The organism is Palleronia sp. THAF1 (assembly GCF_009363795.1).
Taxonomy (GTDB): Bacteria; Pseudomonadota; Alphaproteobacteria; order Rhodobacterales; family Rhodobacteraceae; genus Palleronia.
Map to the genome: position 1 here is coordinate 1,152,553 of NZ_CP045420.1, position 24,378 is coordinate 1,176,930.

At 63.7% G+C, this 24,378-nt stretch carries 23 protein-coding genes; 14 read left to right on the top strand and 9 right to left on the bottom strand.

The window, feature by feature from the left end:
• Positions 1-48: 48 nt before the first annotated feature.
• Positions 49-453, bottom strand: coding sequence for a cell division protein ZapA (locus FIU81_RS05795; RefSeq protein ID WP_124112622.1), 405 nt, complete (start codon positions 451-453; stop codon positions 49-51).
• Positions 454-951, bottom strand: coding sequence for a hypothetical protein (locus FIU81_RS05800; RefSeq protein WP_124112623.1), 498 nt, complete (start codon positions 949-951; stop codon positions 454-456).
• A 180-nt stretch (positions 952-1,131) separates the two neighbouring features.
• Between FIU81_RS05800 and tkt the strand changes: the two genes are divergently transcribed.
• Positions 1,132-3,147, top strand: coding sequence for a transketolase (gene tkt, locus FIU81_RS05805; RefSeq protein WP_124112624.1), 2,016 nt, complete (start codon positions 1,132-1,134; stop codon positions 3,145-3,147).
• A gap of 89 nt (positions 3,148-3,236) precedes the next feature.
• On the opposite strand, the gene FIU81_RS05810 is transcribed toward tkt, so the two are convergent.
• From FIU81_RS05810 to FIU81_RS05830, 5 genes are all read right to left on the bottom strand, one after another.
• On the bottom strand, positions 3,237-4,196 hold the full coding sequence (locus FIU81_RS05810) for a putative zinc-binding metallopeptidase (RefSeq protein ID WP_124112903.1): 960 nt from the start codon (positions 4,194-4,196) through the stop codon (positions 3,237-3,239).
• A gap of 54 nt (positions 4,197-4,250) precedes the next feature.
• Positions 4,251-5,054 carry a crotonase/enoyl-CoA hydratase family protein gene (locus FIU81_RS05815; RefSeq protein ID WP_124112625.1) on the bottom strand — a complete coding sequence of 268 codons (804 nt, stop codon included), beginning with the start codon at positions 5,052-5,054 and terminating at the stop codon, positions 4,251-4,253.
• A gap of 59 nt (positions 5,055-5,113) precedes the next feature.
• On the bottom strand, positions 5,114-7,276 hold the full coding sequence (gene purL / locus FIU81_RS05820) for a phosphoribosylformylglycinamidine synthase subunit PurL (protein WP_124112626.1): 2,163 nt from the start codon (positions 7,274-7,276) through the stop codon (positions 5,114-5,116).
• A gap of 62 nt (positions 7,277-7,338) precedes the next feature.
• Positions 7,339-7,905, bottom strand: coding sequence for a DUF6151 family protein (locus tag FIU81_RS05825; protein ID WP_152460905.1), 567 nt, complete (start codon positions 7,903-7,905; stop codon positions 7,339-7,341).
• A 191-nt stretch (positions 7,906-8,096) separates the two neighbouring features.
• Complete coding sequence (locus tag FIU81_RS05830; RefSeq protein WP_124112628.1) at positions 8,097-9,020, bottom strand: LysR family transcriptional regulator; 924 nt, start codon at positions 9,018-9,020, stop codon at positions 8,097-8,099.
• Between the two features lie 151 nt (positions 9,021-9,171).
• Between FIU81_RS05830 and FIU81_RS05835 the strand changes: the two genes are divergently transcribed.
• The 12 genes from FIU81_RS05835 (at position 9,172) to FIU81_RS05890 (ending at position 20,982) form a co-directional block, all read left to right on the top strand.
• A complete protein-coding gene (locus FIU81_RS05835) occupies positions 9,172-12,582 on the top strand; it encodes an indolepyruvate ferredoxin oxidoreductase family protein (RefSeq protein WP_124112629.1) in 3,411 nt (1,136 codons plus the stop codon).
• A 1-nt stretch (position 12,583) separates the two neighbouring features.
• On the top strand, positions 12,584-13,480 hold the full coding sequence (locus tag FIU81_RS05840; protein WP_124112630.1) for a lysophospholipid acyltransferase family protein: 897 nt from the start codon (positions 12,584-12,586) through the stop codon (positions 13,478-13,480).
• Entirely contained in the window at positions 13,458-14,270 is an 813-nt protein-coding gene (gene murI / locus FIU81_RS05845; protein WP_124112631.1) for a glutamate racemase, read from the top strand. Before FIU81_RS05840 ends, murI begins: the two co-directional genes overlap by 23 nt.
• Positions 14,270-15,298, top strand: a complete 1,029-nt coding sequence (gene argC / locus FIU81_RS05850) for an N-acetyl-gamma-glutamyl-phosphate reductase (protein WP_124112632.1) — start codon at positions 14,270-14,272, stop codon at positions 15,296-15,298. Before murI ends, argC begins: the two co-directional genes overlap by 1 nt.
• A 7-nt stretch (positions 15,299-15,305) precedes the next feature.
• Positions 15,306-15,764, top strand: a complete 459-nt coding sequence (ccmE, locus tag FIU81_RS05855) for a cytochrome c maturation protein CcmE (RefSeq protein WP_124112633.1) — start codon at positions 15,306-15,308, stop codon at positions 15,762-15,764.
• Between the two features lie 42 nt (positions 15,765-15,806).
• Positions 15,807-16,418: a holin-associated N-acetylmuramidase gene (locus tag FIU81_RS05860; RefSeq protein ID WP_124112634.1), complete on the top strand. Its 612-nt coding sequence runs from the start codon at positions 15,807-15,809 to the stop codon at positions 16,416-16,418.
• Positions 16,409-16,894 carry a holin family protein gene (locus FIU81_RS05865; protein ID WP_124112635.1) on the top strand — a complete coding sequence of 162 codons (486 nt, stop codon included), beginning with the start codon at positions 16,409-16,411 and terminating at the stop codon, positions 16,892-16,894. The genes FIU81_RS05860 and FIU81_RS05865 overlap by 10 nt, the downstream gene beginning before the upstream one ends.
• On the top strand, positions 16,884-17,066 hold the full coding sequence (locus tag FIU81_RS05870; RefSeq protein WP_124112636.1) for a hypothetical protein: 183 nt from the start codon (positions 16,884-16,886) through the stop codon (positions 17,064-17,066). The genes FIU81_RS05865 and FIU81_RS05870 overlap by 11 nt, the downstream gene beginning before the upstream one ends.
• A 136-nt stretch (positions 17,067-17,202) precedes the next feature.
• Positions 17,203-17,616 (top strand): hypothetical protein, encoded by a 414-nt coding sequence (locus FIU81_RS05875; RefSeq protein ID WP_124112637.1) that lies wholly within the window; start codon positions 17,203-17,205, stop codon positions 17,614-17,616.
• A 47-nt stretch (positions 17,617-17,663) separates the two neighbouring features.
• Entirely contained in the window at positions 17,664-19,634 is a 1,971-nt protein-coding gene (locus tag FIU81_RS05880) for a heme lyase CcmF/NrfE family subunit (RefSeq protein WP_124112638.1), read from the top strand.
• Positions 19,631-20,080: a cytochrome c-type biogenesis protein gene (locus FIU81_RS05885; protein ID WP_124112639.1), complete on the top strand. Its 450-nt coding sequence runs from the start codon at positions 19,631-19,633 to the stop codon at positions 20,078-20,080. The genes FIU81_RS05880 and FIU81_RS05885 overlap by 4 nt, the downstream gene beginning before the upstream one ends.
• 125 nt (positions 20,081-20,205) lie before the next feature.
• Positions 20,206-20,982, top strand: coding sequence for an enoyl-CoA hydratase-related protein (locus FIU81_RS05890; RefSeq protein ID WP_124112640.1), 777 nt, complete (start codon positions 20,206-20,208; stop codon positions 20,980-20,982).
• Here FIU81_RS05890 and FIU81_RS05895 read toward each other — a convergent pair.
• The gene (locus FIU81_RS05895) at positions 20,979-21,755 is read right to left on the bottom strand and encodes a transglutaminase-like domain-containing protein (protein ID WP_124112641.1); all 777 of its coding nucleotides are present in this window, start codon (positions 21,753-21,755) and stop codon (positions 20,979-20,981) included. The two genes, FIU81_RS05890 and FIU81_RS05895, sit on opposite strands and share 4 nt — an antisense overlap.
• A 117-nt stretch (positions 21,756-21,872) precedes the next feature.
• On the opposite strand from FIU81_RS05895, the gene FIU81_RS05900 reads away from it, so the two are divergent.
• Complete coding sequence (locus FIU81_RS05900) at positions 21,873-22,973, top strand: alkene reductase (protein ID WP_124112642.1); 1,101 nt, start codon at positions 21,873-21,875, stop codon at positions 22,971-22,973.
• A 57-nt stretch (positions 22,974-23,030) separates the two neighbouring features.
• Here FIU81_RS05900 and gltA read toward each other — a convergent pair whose 3' ends face one another.
• A complete protein-coding gene (gene gltA, locus FIU81_RS05905; protein ID WP_124112643.1) occupies positions 23,031-24,329 on the bottom strand; it encodes a citrate synthase in 1,299 nt (432 codons plus the stop codon).
• Positions 24,330-24,378: the final 49 nt, after the last annotated feature.

The following is a 24,378-nucleotide window of genomic DNA, read 5'->3' on the forward strand; positions in this document are numbered from 1 at the left end:
GCACTGAGTTGAAGGAAGGGGACGCGATGATGCGTCCCCTTTTTACGTTCAGCCCGTGGCGTCTTTCTGCGCGCGGGATTCCGTCTCGTCCGCGAGCGCCTCGGCCCGGTCGGCGAACTGCGCGAGTTGATCCAGCACGGCGTTGGGGATCACGGGCACTTCGACTCGTTCGGTCTGCGCGGGCGCGCTGCGCAGATGAGCGATCGTGCGCTCCAGCTCTGCCACGCGGCTTTCGGCGACGCGCAGCTGTTCTTCGATCCCGGCAGTCTTGTCGGCCAGCATCAGGCCCGCCATCAACAGCATCCGCGTTTCTGGCATACGCCCGATCTGGGACAGAAGCGTCTGCGCCTCGGCGTCGATCAGGCTGGCGGCGGAGTGCAGGAAATGCTCCTCGCCGGGCTGGCAGGAAACTTCGTAAGAGCGTCCGCCGATGGTGATTTCTTCATCGGGCATCTAGCGTCCCCCTTCGTCGGTGGCGTCGCCGATCATGGCCACGATGGCTTCCAGTTCGGCCCGGTCAGAGGCGCGCATGGCATGGAGCGCCTCGATCTCTGTCGCCATTGCGGTGTTGATCAGATCGCTGTCACCCAAGCCTTCCTCATTGGCTGTGCGCAGCGCTTCGCAGGTGTCGCGCAAGGCCGTCAGCATGGCCTTTAGGCGCACGCGGTCGGCTTCGATTTCTGCCAGCTGATCCTGCGCGGTTTGCAGGTCGCTTTCGACTTCGGCGATGCGGGCATCCGCACGTTCCCGGCTGGTTTTCAGCCGTTCCTGAAGCTGCGCGGTCACTTCGCGTTCCGACGCAAGCTCTGCCTCCAGCTCGGCGGGATCGGGGCCTTCGGGTTGGGGCGGAACCTCTGGTTCGGTCTGCAGCGGGCCCAGATCGGACAGGCCGCGCCCGATCCGTGTCAAAGCCGCGTCCAGCCGATCCTGAAGCGTGTTGATGTCTTGCATGCGCTCGATCCGGTATCCTGCGGGCAGGGCAACATGATTCGCGCCCTTTGCGTCAGTAAATCGCAATCGGGCGCATAATTCAGCCCCTCGATTTACCAAGGGCCGTGCACGGCCTGCGTTGACCTTGGCCGGGGGGCTGGTATCACGCCTTCAACGCATGTTTTCCGAAGGATTTGCCCCATGGACATCGCCACCCTGCGCGAGCGCGACCCCGATCATTGGATGCGCTCTACCGCGATCCGCACCCTGACGCTGGACGCTGTGGCGGCCGCCAATTCGGGCCACTCCGGAATGCCCATGGGCATGGCCGATATCGCGACGGTCCTGTGGTCCAAGCACCTGAAGTTCGACGCCAGTGCCCCCAATTGGGCCGACCGGGATCGCTTCGTCGTGTCGAACGGTCATGGCTCTATGCTGCTCTATTCGCTGCTGTACCTGACCGGGTACGAGGATATGACGCTGCAACAGCTGCGCAATTTTCGTCAATGGGGCAGCAAGACGGCGGGCCACCCGGAAGCGGGCCACGCGGGCGGGATCGAGACGACGACCGGCCCGCTGGGGCAGGGTCTGGCAACCGCCGTGGGCATGGCTATTGCCGAGGAATCGCTGCGTGCGCGCTTCGGCAAAAAGGTCGTGGATCACCACACCTACGTCTTCGCCGGTGACGGCTGCTTAATGGAAGGCGTCAGCCATGAGGCCATCGCCATGGCCGGGCACCTGAAACTGTCGAACCTGATCGTCTTCTTCGACGACAACGGCATTTCCATCGACGGCGATATCTCCAAGACAGACAGCACCGATCAGGTGAAGCGTTTCGACGCCTGCGGGTGGCATACGCAAGAAATTGACGGCCACGACGCCGATGCCATCGACGCCGCGATCGAAGCTGCGAAGAAGGCGGGCAAACCGTCGATGATCGCCTGCAAGACGCACATCGCTCTGGGCTCCAGTGCTCAGGATACGGGTAAGGGCCACGGCGCGTTGACCGACGCCACGCTGATGGCGGACACGCGCACGGCCTACGGCTGGAAGCATGAGGCCTTCCATATTCCGCCCGAGATCAAATCTTGGTGGGAAGAGGTTGGCGCGCGCGGTGCCGCCGAGCGTGAGGCCTGGAACGAACGGGTCGAGCAGCTGGGCGCTGGTAAGCGCAAGCAGTTCGATGCCGCGATGACGGGCGAGATGCCGAAGAAGCTGTCTTCGACCATCCGCGCGTTCAAGAAGCAGATGAGCGAGAGCGCCCCCAAACTGGCGACGCGAGCCTCGTCCGAGAAGACGCTGGAAGTGCTGAACCCCATCGTGAAGGAAACGCTGGGCGGATCGGCGGACCTGACGGGTTCGAACAACACGTTGACGCCCGATCTGGGCATCTTCGACGCCGACAACCGTGACGGGCGGTACATCCACTACGGCATCCGAGAGCACGGCATGGCCGCGGCGATGAACGGCATGGCGCTGCACGGCGGCATCCGTCCCTACGGCGGCACGTTCTTCGTGTTTACCGACTACGCGCGTCCCGCCGTTCGCCTGTCGGCGCTGATGGGTGCGCCGGTGATCTACGTGATGACCCACGACTCCATCGGTCTGGGCGAAGACGGCCCGACGCACCAGCCGGTCGAGCATCTGGCGATGATGCGTGCCACGCCCAACGTGCAGGTGATCCGTCCCGCCGATACGATCGAGACGGCAGAGGCTTGGGAAGTCGCACTGAACACGACCCACGCGCCGACCTTCCTCGTCCTCACGCGCCAAGGCCTGCCGACTGTGCGCACCAAGCATCAGAACAAGAACATGGTTTCTCAGGGGGCGTATGTTCTGGCCGAGGCCGAGGGCAAGCGTCAGGCCGTTCTCATGGCGACCGGGTCCGAAGTGTCGCTGGCGATGGAGGCCAAGGCCACGTTGGAAGCGGAAGGCATCGGTACGCGCGTCGTCTCTATGCCCTCGTTCGAGCTGTTCGCGCAGCAGGACGAAGCCTACCGCCGCCGGGTGCTGCCCGCCGGAGCCGTGCGCGTGGGCATCGAAGCCGCCGCGCGTCAGCCGTGGGACCGTTGGCTTCTGGGCGAGCGGGGCCGTGAGGCGAAGGCCGGTTTCGTCGGCATGGACAGCTTCGGCGCGTCCGCACCTGCTGGAGAGCTGTTCAAGCAGTTCGGCATTACCGCGGACGCGGTGGTCAGCAAGGTGAAGTCCCTGCTGTAGCAAGCGCTATGCCGGGCCGCGATAGCGGTCCGGTGAGTATCTTAGACAAGATGAAGACGGGGGCGGGGGAGAACTCCCGCGCCCGTTTTTCATATGCGCCGCATGTGGCCGTGGGCGAAGGACAGCTTTTCCCGCACAGGTCCCGTCAGCACGAAGGGATACAGGTCCGGAAGATCCATAGCACGGTTCACGTGGTTGGCGCGGATCGAGACATCGACGGCAAGGCCAAGCAGGCGGTGGGGATCGCTCTCTTGATAGGCATCATAGCCGGGCGCGTAGCCATCGGGGATCGACAGTTGCGCCGCCGCCGCGCTGTCGAGCAGGTCGGTCAGGTGCAGAAGATGGGCGATGGTCTCGGCCCAATCTTCGTGCGGGTGGGCGGTCGCGTAGCTGGTGACGTGGCTTTCGCTGGCGGGTGAGGGCGCGGCATAGTGCTTCTTCAAAGCCTCTCCGTAGTCGGCGCGTTCGTCGCCGAATAGGTCGCGGAAACCAGCCAGGAATTCGGCATCTTCGGACAGACGCAGATGCAGGAAATGCGCCATCTCGTGGCGCATGTGGCCCAGCATCGTGCGGTAAAGCTCTCCCATGTTGTCGCGGCGGCGCGTCCGCTCGGCCTCTGACGCCTCAGACACGTTGATGGTGATCAGGCCAGAGGCGTGACCCATCACGACCTTCGCGTTGCCAAGGGACGTATGCTCGGACAGCATCCGAAACGAAGGGCGGTCACCGGGGTCAGAGGGGCCGAACCAGCCCCAGCGCGCCAATCCCGCCAGCATCCAGCGTTTGGCCGCCTCTGTCTGGATCCAAAGCTGCAGGTTTTCGTCCGAGCCAAGGTCGGGCACCGTGCGCGTCATCGCGCAGGACCGGCACCAGCCGTCGGCACTCTCGGCCATCCAGTTGCAGGAGATACGTTCGCGGTTGCGGCACGGCGTGGCGTCGGTGCGCATAGCCTGCGCGTCGGGATCGAATTGCACGGGCTGACCGCAGCGGCAGGCGGTGTTGTGCAGGTAGAGCGGGCGGTCGCAGGCGGGGCAGCGGAAGACTTGCATGATACTCACGATAAGCAGGCCATGGGAAACCCGCTACGCCCAGTCAGGTTCCGCCTAGTCTTGCTGCGGACGGATGCGCGGGCCGGACTTGTCGGCAAAGGCGGCCAGTCGCGCACGGGCGTCCGGCTGCGTGTTCACGACACCTGCGACGCAAGCCTCTGCATAAGCCGCGTCCAGCGCGCTCATGTTGCTCATGTGGCTGACGGCAGAGCAGATGGCGAAGTTGGTCAGCGGCAGATTCTCGGCGATCTTGTGGGCCAGGTCCATGGCATGGGCGCGGCTGTCGTCGGCGAGGTACTGCGCAAGGCCAAGGTCGATCGCCTCTTGCCCCTGATAGACGCGGCCGGTCAGCATCATGTCGATCATGCGCGCCTTGCCGACCAGATCGGTGACGCGGATCGTGGCGCCGCCGCCGGTGAACAGGCCGCGCTGGCCTTCGGGCAGGGCGAAGTAGGTGGATTGGTCCGCAACGCGGATGTGCGCGGCACTGGCCAGTTCCAATCCGCCGCCCACGACAGCGCCGGTCAGCGCGCAGATAACCGGGACGCCACCGTATTCCATTTTGTTGAACGCTTCGTGCCAGCGCAGGCAGACCTGCCAGAACTCTGCCGGGGAACGGTCTGCCTTGTGATGCTCGACCAGATCGAGCCCTGCGCAGAAGTGATCCCCGGCGCCCGACAGCACGACAGCGCGCGCGTCTTCCCGTGGAGCGGCAGTGAAGAGGTCGATCAGCGCGTCGACCGTGTCGAGGTTCAGAGCATTGCGCTTTTCGGGACGCGACAGGACCACATCCCAGATGCCGTCGTCGGTGACGGTGACGGAGAGGTTGGTGAAGCGGTGGGAATCGGCTGTGGTCATCGTGTCCTCCCTGACGGTCCGGCGCACCCTGCGGCACGCCGAAGCGTTTGCAAAGAGGGTCAGCCCAGAGATTTTTCGAAGCTGGTGCGGTAGATGTCGAACAGCTCTTCGGCGGGGGCGCTTGCGGTGCCCAGCGTGATTTCATCGCCGCCGAACTTGCCGACGAGCGCGACGGTGAGGCCCGCATTGTTGGCCTGCAGCATAAGGAATTCGCACAGGTCGAATCGGCAAGCGATCAGGTAGCGTCCCTGGTCTTCGCCGAACAGGCTGGCGGTTTTCTTCTTGCGGTCGATGCAGACGCCGATTCCGGCGGCTTCCGCCATCTCGAAAGCGGCCAGCGCCAAGCCGCCGTCGGACAGGTCGGTACAGGCGCTTAGATGCTCGGCGTGTTCCAGGATGAACGCACCGTTCTTGCGTTCGACCTCCAGATCGACGGGCGGCGGGGTTCCCTCATCGCGGTCGAAGACCACCGATAGCAGTGCGGAGCGGCCCAGATGCCCCTTGGTGGCACCGATCACCAGCGCGATATCACCGGGCTGGGCGGTGCCGGTGATGGCGTTGTTCAGGTCGTCGATCAAGCCGACCGCGCCGATGGTGGGAGTGGGCAGGATGCCGGTGCCGTCGGTCTCGTTGTACAGAGACACGTTGCCGGAGACGATAGGCATGTCGAGCGCGGCGCAGGCCTGACCGATGCCGTTTATCGCGCCGACGATCTGGCCCATGATCCGGGGCTTTTCGGGATTGCCGAAGTTCAGATTGTCGGTCGTGGCAAGGGGACGCGCGCCGACGGATACGAGGTTGCGATAGGCTTCCGCGACCGCTTGCTTGCCGCCCTCGACGGGGTCGGCGAAAACGTAGCGGGGGGTCACGTCGGACGTAAAGGCCAGCGCCTTGTCGGTGCCGTGAACCCGCACGATGCCCGCACCTGCGCCGGGGGCGCGGACGGTGTCGGCCATGACTTGGCTGTCGTATTGTTCATAGACCCACTTCTTCGACGCGTAAGCAGGGTGAGAGATCAGGGCCTTCAGCCCCTCGATCGGGTTCATCCGTGGCGCGTTTTCCAGCGGCGCGGGGGCGGGGGTCGGCTCCCACGGGCGGTCGTATTCGGGGGCGGCGCCGGACAAGGTAGAGAGCGGCAGGTTCGCCACCTCTTCGCCCTTGTGCATTACGATGAAGCGGTCTTCCGCAATGGTCTCGCCCACGATGGCGAAGTCCAGGTCCCACTTGTCGAACACGGCGCGGGCCTCGGTCTCTTTCGACGGGTCCAGCACCATCAGCATGCGCTCTTGCGACTCGGACAGCATCATCTCGTAGGCGGTCATGTTGGTTTCGCGCTGGGGCACGTCATCCAGCGTCAGTTTCACGCCCAGCCCGCCCTTGTCGCCCATTTCGACGGCGGAACATGTCAGACCAGCGGCCCCCATGTCCTGGATCGCGATGACAGCGCCGGTTTGCATCAGTTCCAGACAGGCTTCCATCAGACGCTTTTCGGTGAACGGGTCGCCGACCTGAACGGTGGGGCGTTTGTCCTCGATGGTGTCGTCGAATTCGGCGCTGGCCATGGTGGCACCGCCGACGCCGTCGCGGCCGGTTTTCGCGCCCAGATAGACGACCGGGCGACCGACGCCAGAAGCTGCCGAGTAGAAGATATTGTCGGCGTCGGCCAAGCCCGCCGCGAAGGCGTTCACAAGGCAGTTGCCGTTGTAGGACGGGTCGAACCGCACTTCGCCGCCGACGGTCGGTACGCCGAAGGAATTGCCGTAGCCGCCAACGCCGGCCACGACGCCGTGGACCAGCTGGCGCGTCTTGGCATGGTCAACGTCACCGAAGGACAGCGCGTTCATCGCCGCGATAGGGCGCGCCCCCATGGTGAACACATCGCGCAGGATGCCGCCCACGCCTGTGGCAGCGCCCTGGTAGGGTTCGATGTACGACGGGTGGTTGTGGCTTTCCATCTTGAAGACCACGGCCTGACCGTCGCCGATATCCACCACGCCCGCGTTCTCTCCGGGGCCGCAGATCACTTGCGGGCCGGTCGTGGGCAGGGTGCGCAGCCACTTCTTCGATGACTTGTAAGAGCAATGCTCGTTCCACATCGCCGAGAAAATGCCCAGTTCGGTAAAGCTTGGGGTCCGCCCGATGATATCGAGGATGCGCTGGTATTCGTCAGGCTTCAGGCCGTGCGCATCAATGAGTTCGGGCGTGATCTGCGGCTGTGTCATGTCGGTCCCCCGTCCGGTTGGGCGGCGTCATACGGTATCGCTGGCACGCGTGGAAGGGGCAGTCAGCCGGGGCGCGCGGCGGCGCGTTCTTCGCGCGTCAGAACTGTTGGCGTCGCGATGGGTGAGCCGTCGGGTGTCACGAAAGGCGATCGGCGATGCGCGCCCGCGATCCGTCCCAGAAGGGCGCGGCGTAGAACGCCAAGCCCGGCCCGGGCCATACCATACGTTTCCACGGGCCTTTTGGCGGACTCGGTAAAGGCGCGGGCGGTGACCTTGCCGAAGTCTTGTGTCTCTGGCGGCAGAACGAGTCCGACGAACGGAATGCCTGGTCGGGGCAGTGTATTGGCCACCGGCGTGCGGCAGCAGGTCGTATACCAGCGCATCAGTGCCTTCGGGGACAGGCGCAGGCAGCCAAGGTTTTCGGTACCCTTCAGGAAAGTCACATGGTCCGGCAGTGTCTGCAGGAGATGGGTGCCGCCTGCGGGATCGGTCGGCACTTGATCAGGTGAGAGATGGGTGGCGAAGGTCTGGCAGTCCGCGCAATGACAAACCACGTGCGTGCCTCCGGCGGTATTGATCACCCACTCCGTTTCACCGCATCGGCAGGTCAGCGTCCGGTCATCGGTCATGCGCGCATCCGTTGTTTTCAGGATCATATCACGCCTGCAGACGTGCGAATGAAAAAAAGGCCGGGCACAAAGGCCCGGCCAGTCCAACAGGGAGGTAAAGCGACGGACGCATGTCAACGCCGCTTCACGATCGACTTAGTGCTCGAATATCGGGCATTCAATAAAGATCGCGGCGCGACAGCGCACACCCGCTATGCGCCCTGTGCAACCCTCTGGCTTTCAACGGCGCTGATGCTTTTCGCCGTTTCCGACAGTTCGCGCAGCACGAAGTCGCGGAAGGCGGCGATGCGTTGGGAGTGACGCAATTCCTCGGGGTAGGCGAGGTAGACGGGGATCTGTGCGGATTCCACGTCAGGCAAGACGCGTTCCATCGTGGGCGTGTCTGCGACAAGGTAGTCGGGCAGTACGCCGATCCCCAGCCCCGATTTCACGCCCTGCAGCACACCGAAGTAGTTATTCACCGTCAGGGTTGACGGAATGCCGACCGACAGCAGGCTTTCGATCAGAGACTGTCCCGATGACACCTGATGCGCCGTCACCGCCTGACTGATGAGGCGGTGGTTCGGCAGATCCTGGATGGATTGCGGGCGCCCGTGCGCTTCCAGATATTCCGGCATCGCGTAAAGGCGCATCCGCACGGTGTTCAGGCGCTTGCGTACCAGATCGGCTTGGCTGGGTTCCTTCATGCGGATCGCCACGTCGGCTTCGCGCATGGGCAGGTCGAGCACGCGCTCTTCCAGCATCAGGTCGATCTTGAGGTTGGGGTATTCCTCGTAAAGCTTGGCCAGACGGGGGACCAGCCACAGCGTGCCGAAGCCGGTGGTGGTCGTCACGCGCAGGTCGCCGAACACTTCCTCTCGGCTGTCGCGGATGCGCGCCGATGCTGTATCCAACCGCTTGTTCATGGCCGCCGTCGCGTCGTGCAGCAACTCGCCTTGCTCGGTCAGTATCAAGCCGCGCGCGTGACGGTGGAACAGCACCGTCTCCAAGCTTTCTTCCAGCCCGCGGATCTGGCGCGACACGGCGGATTGCGACAGGTGGAGCGATTCGCCCGCCGCCGTCAGCGATCCAGCTTCTGCCACCGCGTGAAAAACCCGCAGTTTGTCCCAGTCCATGATCGTGCCTCTGTTTCTTGGTATGTCTTACGCCGACAATAGATCACGTAAGCATACATTCCCTGTTCTCATAGCAGGAGAGAACGAAAGAATTGTGAATTGTTGCTTCCGTCGTTTCCGTTAGGCTCTTTGGAAAGCACGGAGCTTACAAATGTCGCGTCAAGATGTTCGCCTGTCCGATAAATACGATCTGGATGCCTCGCCCGTTCTGTTGAACGGCACGCAGGCGCTGGTGCGGCTGATGCTGATGCAAAAGGCGCGGGATCGGGCCGCTGGATTGAACACCGCAGGCCATGTGACCGGCTATCGCGGCTCCCCGCTGGGGGCCGTGGACATGAACATGGCCAAGGCCGACAAGCTTCTGTCGCAGAACGATATCCTTTTCCAGCCTGGATTGAACGAAGACCTGTCGGCCACCGCGATCTGGGGCGCGCAGCAGGCCGGTCTGCGCGGCGATGGCAAGTTCGATGGCGTGTTCTCGCTCTGGTATGGCAAGGGGCCGGGCGTCGATCGCTCTGGCGACGTGATGCGCCACGCCAACATGGCAGGCTCTGCGCGCTTCGGTGGGGCGATCATGGCGATGGGCGACGATCACACCGGCGAGTCCTCGACCACCTGCCACCAGTCCGACTGGGCGATGGTGGACGCGTACATGCCCGTCTTGTCGCCCGCGGGTGTGCAGGAAATTCTGGACTACGGCCTCTATGGCTTTGCGCTAAGCCGGTTCGCGGGCGTCTGGGCCGGGCTGAAGCTGATGAAGGATACCGTAGAGGTCACATCCGTCGTGGACGGCAGCGTGGGGCGCATGCAGTTCGCGACGCCCGATTTCCCGATGCCGGAGGGCGGCGTGAACATCCGGCTGGGCGATCACTGGGTCGCGCAGGAAGCCCGGATGATCGACTACAAACGCTTCGCGGCAGAGGCGTTTTCACGAGCCAACGGCATGGACAGGCGCGTTTGGGGCAAGCCGGGGGCCAAGATCGGTTTCGTCGCCGCGGGCAAGAACTGGCTGGATCTGGTCCACGCGCTGTCCTTGCTGGGGATTGACGAAAGCCGGGCCGAAGCACTGGGTATCACCACCTACAAGGTCGGCCAGACCTTCCCGCTGGACATGCAGGGCTTCCACGATTGGGCCGAGGGCGTCGAACTGATCGTCGTGGTCGAGGAAAAGCGCAAGCTGATCGAGGTGCAGATCAAAGAGGCGATCTTCGATGACCGCCACGGCCGCCGCGTCTACGGCTGGTACAAAGGCGGAGCGGGCCAACTGCACAAGGAAGAGCTGTTCCCCACCAAGATGTCTCTCGACCCCGTGTTCATCGCCGAGCGTCTGGGTGAGATTCTGGTGGAAGAGGGGCGCGGGTCCGAGGAACTGGAAGGCCGCCTGCGAAAGCTGGCAGAGACGCGCCGCGCCGACAACGTGGAAGAAATCGCGGTGCGTACGCCCTATTTCTGCGCCGGGTGCCCGCACAACAGCTCTACCGTCGTGCCGGACGGCTCTCGCGCCTATGCCGGGATCGGGTGCCACATCATGGCGATGTGGATGGACCGAGAGACCAGCGGCTACACCCATATGGGCGCGGAGGGCGCGAACTGGGTCGGCGAAGCGCCGTTTTCCACCACGCCGCACGTCTTCCAGAACATCGGGGACGGGACGTACAACCATTCTGGCCTGCTGGCGATTCGCGCGGCGCTGAGTGCGGGAACGAACATCACCTACAAGATCCTGTATAACGATGCCGTCGCCATGACCGGGGGGCAGACAAACGAAGGCGGACTGGGCCCCGACCGCATCGCGCAGGAACTGGCGGCGATGGGCGTGAATGCGATCGAGGTCGTCTACGATCCCAAGGAAGAGCCGATCCGGGACGGGTTCCCGAAGTCTGTGGGCTGGCATGAGCGGAGTGATCTGCCGCAGGTCATGGAGCGACTGAAGACGGTGCAGGGCGTTTCCGCCATCATCTTCGTGCAGACCTGTGCCGCCGAAAAGCGTCGCCGCCGCAAGCGTGGCACCTTCCCGGACCCCGAAGAGCGCATCTTCATCAATACCGATGTCTGCGAAGGCTGCGGCGACTGCGGTGTGCAGTCGAACTGCGTCGCTATCGTCCCGGTGGAAACCGAGCTGGGCCGCAAACGCGCCATCGACCAATCCACCTGCAACAAGGACTACTCTTGTGTAAAAGGGTTTTGCCCGTCCTTCGTGACCGTCACCGGTGGCACGATCCGCAAGGAGGCGACGGCTCAGGTGGACACGGGCGACCTGCCTAACCCCGATCTGCCGTCCATCGACGGCACGTGGAACGTGGTCATCACCGGCGTCGGCGGCACCGGCGTTGTGACCATCGGCGCGGTTCTGGCGATGGCCGCGCATCTGGACGGGCGCGGGGCGGGCATGATGGAGATGGCTGGTCTGGCGCAGAAGGGCGGGGCGGTCGCGGTGCATTGCCGGATCGGAAAGACGCCCGGCGACATCAGCGCGATCCGCGTCGCGACCGGAGAGGCCGACGCCATCATCGGCGGTGATCTGGTGGTCAGCGCCGGCGCCAAGACCATCGGGTTGATGGCGCAAGGGCGCACCGGCGCGGTGGTCAACAGCCACGACATCGTCACCGGTGACTTCACGCGCAACACAGAGTTCCGCATTCCATCGGAAGACCTGTCGCTAGCGCTGAAACGGCGTTTGCGCGACCGCCTGGTCCTGTTCGACGCGACCGATCTGGCGCGCGCCGTCATGGGCGACACGATCTTTTCCAACATGATCACCTTCGGCGCGGCGTGGCAGGCGGGGTTGATCCCGGTCACGCTGGACGCTTTGCAACAGGCGATCTCGCTGAACGGTGCCGCCGTCGACGCCAACCTGCGCGCGTTCGAGATCGGGCGCTGGGCGGTTCACGCACCGGACGACGCCGCCCGTGCCGCAGAGCCGCGCATCGTGCAAAAACCGCGCAGCCTGGATGAAAAGATCGCCTTCCGCGCCGATCATCTGACGCAGTATCAGGGTAAGCGACTGGCGAAACGGTATCGCAAGCTGGTGGATGGTATCGAAGACACCGACCTGAAACTTGCGGTGGCCGAGGGTTATCACAAGCTATTGTCCTACAAGGACGAATATGAGGTCGCGCGCCTTTTGAAACAGACCCGAGACAGGGCGTCCGAGACGTTCGATGGCGACCTGACGCTGACCTACCACCTTGCGCCGCCGACGCTGACCAAGACCGAAGGGCGGCCCGACAAGAAGCAGTTCGGGCAATGGGTGGAACATTTCTATCCGATGCTGGCAAAAGGGCGGGTTCTGCGGGGCACGGTGTTCGATCCGTTCGGACGGTCCGCGGAACGCCGCATGGAGCGGGCGCTGATTACGCAGTATGAAGCGGATATGAAGGATGCGATTCCAAAACTGGATCAGGCCCGCGATGCGGTGATCGCCTTGGCGCGTTTGCCGTTGGACATCCGCGGTTTCGGCCCGGTGAAGCAGGCGAATGCCGAGAAGGCTGCCAAACGTCGCGAGGAATTTCTGGCCGCGATTCGCAGCGGTCCCAGTGCAACTGCGCAGGCGGCGGAATAGCATGACCCGAGAGATCACGCGCGATATCTCTTACGCCAGCTCGGCCAGCTCACGGTCTGGTCGCGCGTTGATTCGCGTGATGGAGAACGCGACGGGCCGCCTGTCGCTGATCCGCCGTGCGGCCGGCTACGACGCCGAAGTGGGGCAGGGGCGTGAATTTTGGGAAGTGATGGTCGAACGCTATGGCCTGACGCTGGACCTGATCGCCGGATCGCTGGATCACATCCCGCGCGAGGGGCCGCTGATCGTCGTCGCGAACCATCCATACGGTATCTTGGACGGGCTGACGCTGGGGCATATCCTGTCCACCCGGCGCGGCGACTTCCGCATCCTTGCCAATTCCGTCTTCCGGCGCGCGGAAGAGTTGAACCGCATCGTGCTGCCGGTGTCTTTCGATGATACGAAAGAGGCCATTCAGCAGAACATCGAGACGCGAAAGACGGCGCTCGCCTATCTGAACGAAGGCGGGGCTATCGGGGTCTTTCCCGGCGGCACGGTCGCCACCGCGCCCAAGCCGTTTGGTAAACCCTTCGATCCGCAATGGCGCGGCTTTACCGCCAAGATGATCGCGAAGTCCAAGGCCACTGTCGTGCCGATCTTCTTCGAAGGCCATAACTCGCGCCTGTTCCAACTGGCCAGCCACCTGCACGTGACCCTGCGCATGGCGCTTTTGATCAAGGAATTCGGCAAGCGCGTCGATGCGCCCGTCCGGCTTGCGGTGGGCGCGCCCATTGCGCCCGAAGAGATGCGCCCCCACGCCCACGACCCCCGCGCGCTGATGGACTTCCTGCGCGCGACGACCTATGCGCTGTCCCCAAGGCCGCTGGGCGATATCGCCTACGGCTACGAGTTTGAGGACAGGTACAGGGCACAAGATGGCGGTCGGCGTATTCGATAGCGGGCTGGGCGGGCTGACCGTCTTGAGGGCCCTGGAAAAGCGGCTTCCGGACGTGCCGTTCGTCTATTTCGCCGACAGCGCCCACGCGCCCTACGGCGTGCGGACTGCGGACGACATCTACAACCTGACCTGCGCTGCCGTCGAACGCCTGTGGGAAGAGGGCTGCGATCTGGTCATTCTGGCCTGCAACACTGCTTCTGCGGCGGCTCTACGTCGGATGCAGGAGTCTTGGCTGCCCAAGGACAAGCGCGTATTGGGCGTTTTCGTGCCGCTGATAGAGGCGCTGACCGAACGGGAATGGGGCGACAACTCTCCGCCGCGCGAAGTTGCCGTGAAACACGTGGCGCTGTTCGCGACGCCGGCCACTGTGTCGTCCCGCGCGTTCCAACGTGAGTTGGCGTTCCGCGCCATCGGTGTCGATGTCGAGGCGCAGGCCTGCGGCGGTGTCGTCGACGCGATCGAGGATGGCGATATGATACTGGCCGAAGCGCTCGTGCGCAGCCATGTCGATGCGCTCAAGCGCAAGATGCCCGATCCACAGGCCGCGATCCTTGGCTGCACGCACTACCCGTTGATGGAAGAGACGTTCCAGGACGCGCTGGGCGAGGGGGTCGAGGTTTACTCTCAAGCGAATCTGGTCGCGGAAAGCATGGCCTTCTACTTGGATCGCCACCCCGAGATGCGCGGTAGCGGGACCGAAGCCAAGTTCCTGACCACAGGCGATCCGCGCAAGGTGTCGGGTCGGTCGATCCCCTTCATGAAGCGTGATCTGCAGTTCGAGAAAGCCTGATGCCCAAGAAAATCGCTATCCTCGGTGCGTCCGGCTACACCGGCGCCGAACTGATCCGCATTATCGCCACGCATCCTTCGTTGGAAATCGCCGCGCTGTCGGGTGAACGCCGCGCGGGCGATCCGGTGGCCGCCGTCTTTCCCCACCTGCGCCACCTGAACCTGCCCGATCTGGTGAAGATCGACGACATCGACTTCACCGGCATCGATCTGGCCTTCTGCGCGCTGCCCCACGCCACCAGCCAGCGCGTCATCGCCGCCCTGCCGCGCGATCTGAAGGTCGTGGACCTGAGCGCTGACTTCCGCCTGCGCGACGCTGCCGACTACGAGACGTGGTATGGCCAACCCCACGCGGCGACCGATCTGCAGGCCGAGGCCGTCTATGGCCTGACCGAGTTCTACCGCGACGACATCCGCAGCGCGCGATTGGTCGCTGGCACCGGGTGCAATGCCGCCACGGGGCAGTTCGTGTTGCGTCCGTTGATCTCTGCCGGGGTGATCGACCTTGATGAGATCATTCTTGACCTGAAATGCGGTGTTTCCGGCGCGGGGCGGGCGCTGAAGGAAAACCTGCTGCACGCAGAGCTGTCCGAGGGCTATCAGGCCTACGCCGTCGGTGGAATCCACCGGCATCTGGGTGAGTTCGATCAGGAGTTCAGCGCGCTCGCCGGTCGTCCCGTGCAGGTGCAGTTCACGCCGCATCTGATCCCCGCCAATCGCGGTATCCTTGCCACCACCTACGTCCGGGGTGACGCGACCGCGATCCACGCAACGCTGGCAGAGACCTATGCGCAAGAGCCCTTCATCGAAGTGCTGCCCATGGGAGAAACGCCCAGCACTCACCATGTGCGCGGCTCTAACTTCTGTCATATCGGCGTGGTGCAAGACCGGCGCGACGGGCGGGCCATCGTGGTCGGTGCGCTGGACAATCTGACGAAGGGTTCATCTGGCCAAGCTGTGCAAAACGCCAATCTCATGCTAGATATAGCAGAGACAGAGGGGCTGATGCTGGCTCCGGTTTTCCCATGAGGACTGCATGAAGGGCCTGAAGAAGAAACGCCGTATACAAGTCATCGCGGTTGCGGCGGTGGCGTTGACCCTTTCTACCGCGCTGATCGGCTATGCCATGCGCGACGGCATCAATTTCTTCCGCTCTCCCAGCCAAGTCGTCGCCGAAGCGCCCATGCCGAACGAGGTGTTCCGCATCGGCGGGCTGGTCGAAGACGGCAGCCTGACGCGCGGGCAGGGAGAGACGATCACCTTCCGGGTCACCGACGGCGCGGCCTCTGTTCCGGTGTCCTACGCGGGCGTCCTGCCCGACCTGTTCGGTGAAGGCGAGGGCATGGTCGGCACGGGCCGTTTCATCGACGGCACGTTTCAGGCCAGCGAAATCCTGGCCAAGCATGACGAATCCTATATGCCGAAGGAAGTCGTTGATGCGCTGAAAGAGCAGGGCGTTTACCAACCTGCGAACGATGACATCTCAATGAATTAACGCTTTGCGCGGACCTTCCGGGGAACACACCGGAGGGTTCCCATGCACAGCGTCCGCCAAATCGCCACCCAGATCGTCGCCCGTGAAGGCGGCTTCGTGAACGACCCCGACGACCCCGGCGGGGCGACCAAACACGGCGTGACCATAGGCACGCTGCGCAGCCTTGGTCTGGACTTGGACGGGGATGGCGACGTCGATGTGGACGATGTCCGCCGCGTAGATCGTAAGACCGCGACCGACCTGTTCCTGCGCCACTATTTCGAAGCTCCGGGCATCGGGCGTCTGCCGCAAGCGTTGCAGCCTTCGGTCTTCGATATGCAGGTGAACGCGGGTGCGAATGCCGTGAAGATCCTGCAACGGCTGGTGCGCGACATGGGGCACGCCGTCGCGGTGGACGGCATTATCGGCCCGCAGACCGTCGCCGCGGTCGAGGCTGCGCATAACGCCGCCCCAAGGCACATCGTGGACGCCTACGGTATCGCACGGCGCAACTACTACTACCGTCTGGGCGACGCGCGTCCGGCCTTGCGCAAGTTCGCCTGCGCCCGCTCTGGCGACAAGGGCGGCTGGATCAAGCGGGCGGAAGAATTCATCTCGGCGCGCTATCATCTGACGGACGCCGAACATGAGGCGCGGGTGGCGGCATGGGATTGATTGACCGCACGATGAACGTGCTGTTCGGCGGGCGGAACATCGTCGCCGAAACAGCCGAAGTGTTCCGCGAGAACGCCGAGAACCGCGCGGAACGGGGGGCGTCCTTGCAAACCGGCGCGCTGGAGCAGTTCGCGTCCGAGTTCGCCCACCGCGACCGCTGCGCCTTCGATCGCTTCATGGATGGCGTCAACCGCATCCCACGCCCGGCGATGGCGCTTGGCACGCTGGGGCTGTTCACCGCCGCGATGGTCGATCCGGTGTGGTTCGCCGCCCGGATGCAGGGCTTGGCCTACGTGCCAGAGCCGCTGTGGTGGCTGCTTGGGGCCATCGTCGGCTTCTATTTCGGCGCACGCCACCAGGCAAAGGGCCAAGAATTTCGGCGTCAGATGGTGGCGGCACAGATCGCGCCGAAGCGTACGGTATCTGCTGCCAGCGACAACCCCGCTCTGGACGATTGGCGCGCCGATGGCCGGTGATCTGATTCTGAAAATCGTGTCGGAAGACGGGCCGTGGGTGATGCTGGTCTTCTACCTTCTGTGGCGCGACAGCCAGAAGGACGCAGCGACCCGAGAGGTTCTGAACAAGAACACCGCCGTCCTGATCGAGATGGCGACACTTGTGCGCCACGGAATGGGATACCCCCGATGACGTGGCTGATCCGTCTGCTGACCGGCCGCCGCCTGTCCCGCGATCTGGAGCGTAATCGACAAGCCGCCGACGCGCTCGACCTTGCCGTGAAGAAGGTATTGAACCGATGAAATTCCCTTTGACGTGTGCTGCGGCAATGTTCTTGTTTCTGTGCACATTGCAATTCGGCGCGGGACTCGATGGAACATATCGTCTGGCCTACGGAACGCTTGGCCTCATGTCCTGCGCCATCTCGGGCACGTTCTTATGGTTGTGGCGGATCAACGCGACGCCATTGGCAACTGGGATGGTTCTGTCCTGGGCCGGCGGGGGCGGCATGCTGGGTTGGTGGTGGTGTTATGCACTGCTGGATGGACCCCTATGGATGAGCCGCCATCCCGCGCTCCTTGCATTTGCCTCTGTCTACCTAGTCGGGGCGGGTCTGCATTTCGCGGTGATCGGGTCGGGCTTCGGCTTTCCGAAGTGGAGCTGGATGCTGGTCGTCGCCGTCGCACTCGGCCTTGCACTGACAATCACGGTCCTGACGGGCCTGGCATTCTCACCGATGTGACGAAGGGGGCCATTGGCGCGCGCGATCAGGCGCGATAGACCAAGGCCATGATTATAGAACTCGGTCACTTCGCCCTTATCCTCGCCCTCATCATGGCGGCGCTGCAATGCGTTCTGCCGCTTGTCGGAGCGCAGAAAGGGTGGAGCGGCTTCATGGCCGCCGCCGCGCCCGCCGCACAGGCGCAGTTCCTGTTCCTCGGCTTCTCTTTCGCGGTACTGACATGGGCGTTCGTGGCGTCGGACTTCTCGCTTGCAGTGGTGACCGCCAATTCGCACACGGCGAAACCCCTGATCTACAAGATCAGCGGCGTGTGGGGGAACCACGAAGGCTCTATGCTGCTGTGGTGCGTGATCCTTGCGTTCTACAGCGCGCTGGCCGCGTGGTTCGGCGGCAACCTGTCAGAGACATTGCGCGCCCGCGTGCTGGGCGTGCAGGGCGCGATCTGCGTTGCCTTCCTTGCGTTCCTGATCTTCACATCCAATCCGTTCTGGCGGCTGGAAGTGCCCCCGCTGAATGGACAAGACCTGAACCCGCTGTTGCAGGACCCCGGCTTGGCCTTCCACCCGCCGTTCTTGTACCTTGGTTACGTCGGCCTCTCGATGGCGTTTTCCTTCGCCGTTGCCGCGCTGATCGAAGGCCGGGTGGACGCCGCATGGGGCCGTTGGGTCCGCCCATGGACACTGGTGGCCTGGGTGTTCCTGACCATCGGCATCGCGCTCGGCTCATGGTGGGCCTATTATGAGCTTGGCTGGGGCGGCTTCTGGTTCTGGGATCCGGTCGAAAACGCGTCCTTCATGCCGTGGCTGATCGCGGCCGCCCTGCTGCACTCGTCCATCGTGGTCGAAAAGAGAGAGGCGCTGAAGTCCTGGACCATCCTGCTGGCGATCCTCGCCTTTGGGTTCAGCCTGATCGGCGCGTTCATCGTGCGATCCGGCGTGCTCACCAGCGTTCACGCTTTCGCCAACGACCCAGAGCGCGGCGTCTATCTGCTGGCAATCACCGGCATCTTCATGGGTGGCGCGCTGACACTTTACGCCGCCCGTGCCGCGTCGCTGGAAGCGAAGGGCGTCTTTGCCCTGGTCAGCCGCGAGTCGGCACTGGTCGCGAACAACATCCTGTTGGCGGTGTCGGCCTTCGTCGTCTTCGTCGGCACCGTCTGGCCGCTGGTGGCAGAGATGATCTGGGACCGGAAGCTTTCAGTCGGCGCGCCGTTCTTCGACGCGGCCTTCACGCCGTTCATGGTCGTTCTCGCCGCATTACTGCCCATCGGCGGCCTGATGCCGTGGAAGCGCGCGCGGATGGACCGCTTGGCGCAACCCTTGATCGGGGCGCTGGCCCTGTCGATCGCACTCGGGGCGCTGGTCTGGGTTATGCAGACGGGCGGCTCGATGTTGGCGCCTATCGGAGCCGTACTGGCGGCATGGGTCGTTCTGGGTGCGGTCGTCGATCTGAACCTGCGAACGGGGCGCGACTGGAGCACCAAACTCGCGCGCCTGCGCAAGTTGCCGCGCGCGGACTGGGGCAAGACCGTCTCGCACGCGGGCTTCGGCGTCACGATCTTCGGTGTCGCTGCCCTGACCGCCTGGCAGGTCGAGGATATCCGCGTCGCGCAAGAAGGCGAAAGTTTTGCGGTCGGTCCCTACGAGATCACGCTGGACAGCGTGCGCGAAGAGCGTGTCGCCAACTACCTGACGACGATCGCCACGATGCAGGTGACCCGCGGCGGCGATCCGGTCGCGACCCTTCAGCCCGAAAAACGCTTCTACCCCGTGGCGCAGATGCCCACGACCGAAGCGGCCATCGACAACGGCGTGCTGCGCGATCTCTATCTGGTAATCGGCGATCCGCAGGACGCCGGGGGCTGGGCCGTACGCACCTACATCAAGCCCTTCGCCAACTGGATCTGGGCGGGCTGCATCATCATGGCGCTGGGGGGCGGGTTGTCGTTGACCGACCGTCGCCACCGGGTCGCTGCCGGGGCCGCCAAGACCCCACGTCGCGCGGTGCCAGCGGAATGAAACGGCTGCTCCTGATCCTGTCGCTGCTGGCCGCACCGGCCTATGCCGTCCAGCCCGACGAAATCCTGGACGATCCGCGCCTGGAGGAGCGGGCACGCGACCTGTCGACGGGTCTGCGTTGCCTTGTTTGCCGCAACGAAAACATCGACGAATCGAACGCCGATCTGGCGCGCGATTTACGCCTTGCCGTGCGCGAACGGTTGGTGGCGGGCGACACCGACGATCAGGTGATCGATTACCTCGTGAACCGCTACGGCGAATACGTCCTGCTGCGCCCCACCGTGGACGGCGCGAATCTGATCCTGTGGCTGGCCGGGCCTGCCATGCTTCTGGGCGGTCTGGCTGTCGCCGCATTGGCCCTACGCCGTCGCCCTACGGCAGAGCCTCGGGACGCGACCCTCAGCGTGGACGAACAAGCGCGCCTCGACGCGCTTTTGAAGGACTGACCGACCCCTTCTTTGTTTCCGAAAATACTCATGTCGACCGGCCCGATCCGCGCGTGACGAAGGGTCGGACTTCCCACGCCCGCCTCCCGGTGCCACAGTCCGGCCAACCAGATCGGAGGCCCGCCATGAATTATGAAGCTATCAGATACGCCGTGCGCGAAGATATCGCGATCCTGACGCTGAACCGTCCCGACCGGAAGAATGCGTTGAACACCCAGATGCGGGCCGAGATCACGCATGCGGTGAAGGCCGCCGGGACAGAGGCGCGCGTACTGGTGATGACCGGCGCAGGCGATGCGTTTTGCTCGGGGCAGGACCTGTCGGACGGTGGCAACGCGGCGAACCTCGATCTGGAGCGCACGTTGCGTGACGAATACGAGCCGATGCTGAATGCCATCGTCGACTGCCCGATCCCCACGATCTCTGCCGTAAAAGGCGCAGCGGCGGGGGCAGGGGCGAACTTGGCGCTTGGCGCGGATGTGGTGATCGCGTCCGAGTCGGCAGTGTTCCTGCAGGCCTTCACCCGCATCGGCCTTATTCCGGACGCCGGTGGCACGCATTGGTTGCCGCGCCAGATGGGTTTGGCCAAGGCCATGGGGGCGGCCCTGTTCGCCGAACCGATCTCTGCCAAGCAGGCAGAGTCCTGGGGCATGATCTGGGAGGTCGTTCCCGATGAGAGCTTCGCGGATCATTGGTGGCGGCGCGCGTTGCATCTGGCGAATGGCCCGACAGAGGCTTACCGCGGCGTCAAGGAAGCCCTGCGCCAGTCCTTCGCCAACGATCTGGGCCAGCAGTTGGAGCTGGAGGCCCGGATTCAGGGCCGCATGGGAAAGACGCGCGACTTCCGGGAAGGCGTGATGGCGTTCCTTGAAAAGCGCGCGCCGAAGTACGAAGGGCGTTAGACCTCTTCGACGCGCACCTGTTGATTTTGAAGCGTGACCCAGCCGTAGCTGGTCAGGAACGCGATGTCGGCGGCATCGCGGCCGACACCGATGATCGCCGTGCGGTCGGGCGATGACATGCCGGTGGGGTCCACCAAATGCCAGCGCCCGTCCAGCCAGACCTCTGCCATGGCGTGGAAGTCCTGCGGGCTGACCTCGGGGCCATAGCAGCTGACCATGCGCGCGGGGATCGCTTTGGCGCGCGCAAGCGTGATCAGCACATGGGCGAAGTCCCTACAGATGCCGCGCCGCTGCACGAATGTCTCCAGCGCGGTGGTCCCCGGTCCCGATGCGCCGGGCGAGTAGGTAAAGCGCTCCTTGATCCAATTCGCCATCTCGACGATGCAGGCGCCGCCCTCCACATGGGCAAACTCTGCTCCAACGAAGCTGACGAATTCGTCGGACGGACAGTAACGTGAGGCCATCAAGTAGCGCACGGCCTCGTGCGGCAGCTTGTGAACCTGCTCGGCGGGGATTTTGCTGATGTCCTCCGCTGTGCGCGTGATCTCGATCTCAGCGGTGTAGTTCACGTCCAGCTCGTCTTCGACGTTCATCCAGACGCGCGTGCCGATGCTGTCTTCCGCAGCGATGCGCGAGAGATAGGTCGTATTTCCCGCATCCAGCCGTTCCCGAATGATCTTCTGCATCGGCATGGCCGCCGTCTCGATCTGAAGAAGGATGTCGGTGGGGGTCTCGATGGCGTACTCGACATCGACATTGATCTTCATTTTCATCGCAAACCTTTCGGGGGCAATCGTGAACGCAGGCTGTGCGCTCATACACGGCGCAGGCAGGGAACGCGATGGGGCGCTGTTTGTTCGGGGTGTGATACATAGAAAAGGACAATCACAATGGCCGATCACGCCACACTCTTCACGCCGATCCAGATGGGCCCCGTCACGCTTCCCAATCGCATCCTGATGGCTCCGCTGACCCGCAACCGTGCTCATGACGATGGCACCCCGTGGGAGGTCGCGCAGACCTATTACGCCCAGCGGGCCAGTGCCGGGATGATCCTGTCGGAAGCCACGCAGGTCACGCCGCTGGGCAAGGGCTATATCAAGACGCCCGGCATCCACGCGCCGGAACATGTCACCGCCTGGAAAAAGATCACAGACGCCGTGCACGCGAACGGTGGCCGCATCTACATGCAGCTCTGGCATGTGGGTCGGATCAGCCACAACTCCCTGCTGCCCGAGGGCGAAACGCCGCAGGCCCCGTCGGCCATCCGGGCAGAGACGCAGACTTTCACGCACAACGGGTTCGAGGATTGCTCGGAGCCGCACGCCGTGACCAAGGAAGAGATCGCCACGCTGATTGAGGATTACCGCAAGGGCGCGCAGAACGCCAAGGATGCGGGCTTCGACGGTGTCGAGATTCATGCCGCGAACGGCTACCTGATCGACCAGTTCTTGCAGGACGGATCGAACAAGCGCGATGACGAGTACGGCGGATCGGTTGAGAACCGGATGCGCTTCCTGCGTGAAGTGATCGACGCCGTGACAAGCGTCTGGGACCGTGACCGCGTCGGTGTTCGCCTGTCGCCGCTCAGCCAGGCGAATGCGATTTCCGAGTCGGATCCCGAGGGCACGTTCAGCGAAGTCTACAAGATGCTGTCGGACCAGAAGCTGGCCTATCTGCACGTCGTCGAAAGCTTCTACGGCGCCGAAACGAAGACCGACGAGGAAGAGCGTTTGAAGCGTATGCGCAAGCTATACGACGGGTTCTACATCGCGAATGGTGACCTGAACGCGGATCGCCTGACACAGGCGATCGAGAGTGGTCACGCCGACGCGGGCACCATCGGTCGGCCCTTCATTGCCAACCCGGACCTGCCGCAGCGCATGCGCCTGGGTGCCGATCTGAACGCGCAGGATCAGGACACCTTCTACGGCGGGGATGAGAAGGGGTATATCGACTACCCGTTCCTGGACCAGATCAAGCCGGTCTAAGCGGCCAAAATCCACGAAGCAGAAGGGGCGAAGTCTTCCGACTTCGCCCCTTTTTCGTTAGCCGCGCTTTTCGACGTCCACGTAGTCGCGCGTCGTCTCGCCCAGATACAACTGTCGCGGACGACCGATCTTGTGCTGCGGATCGGAAATCTGCTCTTTCCACTGGCTGATCCAACCGACGGTGCGCGCCACGGCGAAGATCGGCGTGAACATGGCGGTCGGGAAACCCATCGCGTCGAGGATGATGCCCGAGTAGAAATCCACGTTCGGAAACAGTTTCTTCTCGGCGAAATAGGGATCGGCCAAGGCGACACGCTCCAGTTCCTTGGCGACCTGCAGCGTCGGGTTATTCTCGATTCCCAAGAGGTCCAACACCTCGTCGGCAGACTCTTTCATCACCGTCGCGCGGGGGTCGTGGTTCTTGTAGACGCGGTGCCCGAAGCCCATCAGGCGGAACGGATCATCCTTGTCCTTGGCGCGGGCGATGTATTCGGGGATACGGTCGACCGTGCCGATCTCGCGCAGCATTTCCAGACAGGCCTGGTTCGCACCACCATGGGCCGGACCCCAGAGGCAGGCGATGCCGGCGGCGATGCAGGCGAAGGGGTTGGCACCAGAGCTAGAGGCCAGACGCACCGTCGAGGTCGAAGCGTTTTGCTCGTGGTCCGCGTGCAGCGTGAAGATGCGGTCCATTGCGCGGGACAGGATCGGGTTGGCGACGTAGTCCTCTGCGGGAACGCTGAAGCACATGCGCAGGAAGTTCGATGCGTAGTCCAGGTCGTTGCGCGGATAGACGAAGGGCTGGCCGACGGAATACTTGTAGGCCCATGCGGCGATCGTCGGCATCTTCGCGATCAGGCGGATGGATGCGACCTCACGCTCCCACGCGTCGTTCACGTTGGTCGAGTCGTGGTAGAACGCCGACATCGCACCGACGACGCCGACCATGATCGCCATGGGGTGCGCGTCGCGGCGGAAGCCACGGAAGAAGTTCATCATCTGCTCGTGCAGCATCGTGTGGTTGGTCACACGGAACTCGAAGTCTTCCAACTGCGCGGCGGTCGGCAATTCGCCGTAAAGCAGCAGGTAGCAGACTTCCAGGAAGTGGGATTTGCTGGCGAGCTGGTCGATGGGATAGCCGCGGTGCAGCAATTCGCCCTTGTCGCCGTCGATGAAGGTGATCGTGGAATCGCAGGCAGCGGTAGAAGTGAAGCCCGGATCGTAGGTGAACACGCCGGCCTGGGCGTACAGCTTGCGGATGTCGATCACGTCGGGCCCGGCGGTGGGCGTGTGGACCGGCAGGTCGTAGTCCTTCCCGTCAATCGTCAGCTTGGCGGTCTTTTTGTCCTCGGCCATCGGTGCGAACCCTCTTTCCCGTTGAAATACTAGCCACTACGGGCTTGCA

Bases quoted from the DNA above. Each gene is read 5' to 3' on its own strand.
- FIU81_RS05840 (WP_124112630.1), top strand. From the start codon at position 12,584: ATGACCCGAGAGATCACGCGCGATATCTCTTACGCCAGCTCGGCCAGC.
- gltA (WP_124112643.1), bottom strand. From the start codon at position 24,329: ATGGCCGAGGACAAAAAGACCGCCAAGCTGACGATTGACGGGAAGGAC.
- FIU81_RS05895 (WP_124112641.1), bottom strand. From the start codon at position 21,755: ATGAAAATGAAGATCAATGTCGATGTCGAGTACGCCATCGAGACCCCC.
- FIU81_RS05865 (WP_124112635.1), top strand. From the start codon at position 16,409: ATGGGATTGATTGACCGCACGATGAACGTGCTGTTCGGCGGGCGGAAC.
- FIU81_RS05825 (WP_152460905.1), bottom strand. From the start codon at position 7,905: ATGACCGATGACCGGACGCTGACCTGCCGATGCGGTGAAACGGAGTGG.
- FIU81_RS05800 (WP_124112623.1), bottom strand. From the start codon at position 951: ATGCAAGACATCAACACGCTTCAGGATCGGCTGGACGCGGCTTTGACA.
- FIU81_RS05810 (WP_124112903.1), bottom strand. From the start codon at position 4,196: ATGCAAGTCTTCCGCTGCCCCGCCTGCGACCGCCCGCTCTACCTGCAC.
- FIU81_RS05880 (WP_124112638.1), top strand. From the start codon at position 17,664: ATGATTATAGAACTCGGTCACTTCGCCCTTATCCTCGCCCTCATCATG.
- purL (WP_124112626.1), bottom strand. From the start codon at position 7,276: ATGACACAGCCGCAGATCACGCCCGAACTCATTGATGCGCACGGCCTG.
- FIU81_RS05795 (WP_124112622.1), bottom strand. From the start codon at position 453: ATGCCCGATGAAGAAATCACCATCGGCGGACGCTCTTACGAAGTTTCC.
- FIU81_RS05860 (WP_124112634.1), top strand. From the start codon at position 15,807: ATGCACAGCGTCCGCCAAATCGCCACCCAGATCGTCGCCCGTGAAGGC.
- FIU81_RS05890 (WP_124112640.1), top strand. From the start codon at position 20,206: ATGAATTATGAAGCTATCAGATACGCCGTGCGCGAAGATATCGCGATC.
- FIU81_RS05885 (WP_124112639.1), top strand. From the start codon at position 19,631: ATGAAACGGCTGCTCCTGATCCTGTCGCTGCTGGCCGCACCGGCCTAT.
- FIU81_RS05900 (WP_124112642.1), top strand. From the start codon at position 21,873: ATGGCCGATCACGCCACACTCTTCACGCCGATCCAGATGGGCCCCGTC.
- argC (WP_124112632.1), top strand. From the start codon at position 14,270: ATGCCCAAGAAAATCGCTATCCTCGGTGCGTCCGGCTACACCGGCGCC.
- FIU81_RS05870 (WP_124112636.1), top strand. From the start codon at position 16,884: ATGGCCGGTGATCTGATTCTGAAAATCGTGTCGGAAGACGGGCCGTGG.
- murI (WP_124112631.1), top strand. From the start codon at position 13,458: ATGGCGGTCGGCGTATTCGATAGCGGGCTGGGCGGGCTGACCGTCTTG.
- FIU81_RS05875 (WP_124112637.1), top strand. From the start codon at position 17,203: ATGTTCTTGTTTCTGTGCACATTGCAATTCGGCGCGGGACTCGATGGA.
- FIU81_RS05835 (WP_124112629.1), top strand. From the start codon at position 9,172: ATGTCGCGTCAAGATGTTCGCCTGTCCGATAAATACGATCTGGATGCC.
- tkt (WP_124112624.1), top strand. From the start codon at position 1,132: ATGGACATCGCCACCCTGCGCGAGCGCGACCCCGATCATTGGATGCGC.
- FIU81_RS05815 (WP_124112625.1), bottom strand. From the start codon at position 5,054: ATGACCACAGCCGATTCCCACCGCTTCACCAACCTCTCCGTCACCGTC.
- ccmE (WP_124112633.1), top strand. From the start codon at position 15,306: ATGAAGGGCCTGAAGAAGAAACGCCGTATACAAGTCATCGCGGTTGCG.
- FIU81_RS05830 (WP_124112628.1), bottom strand. From the start codon at position 9,020: ATGGACTGGGACAAACTGCGGGTTTTTCACGCGGTGGCAGAAGCTGGA.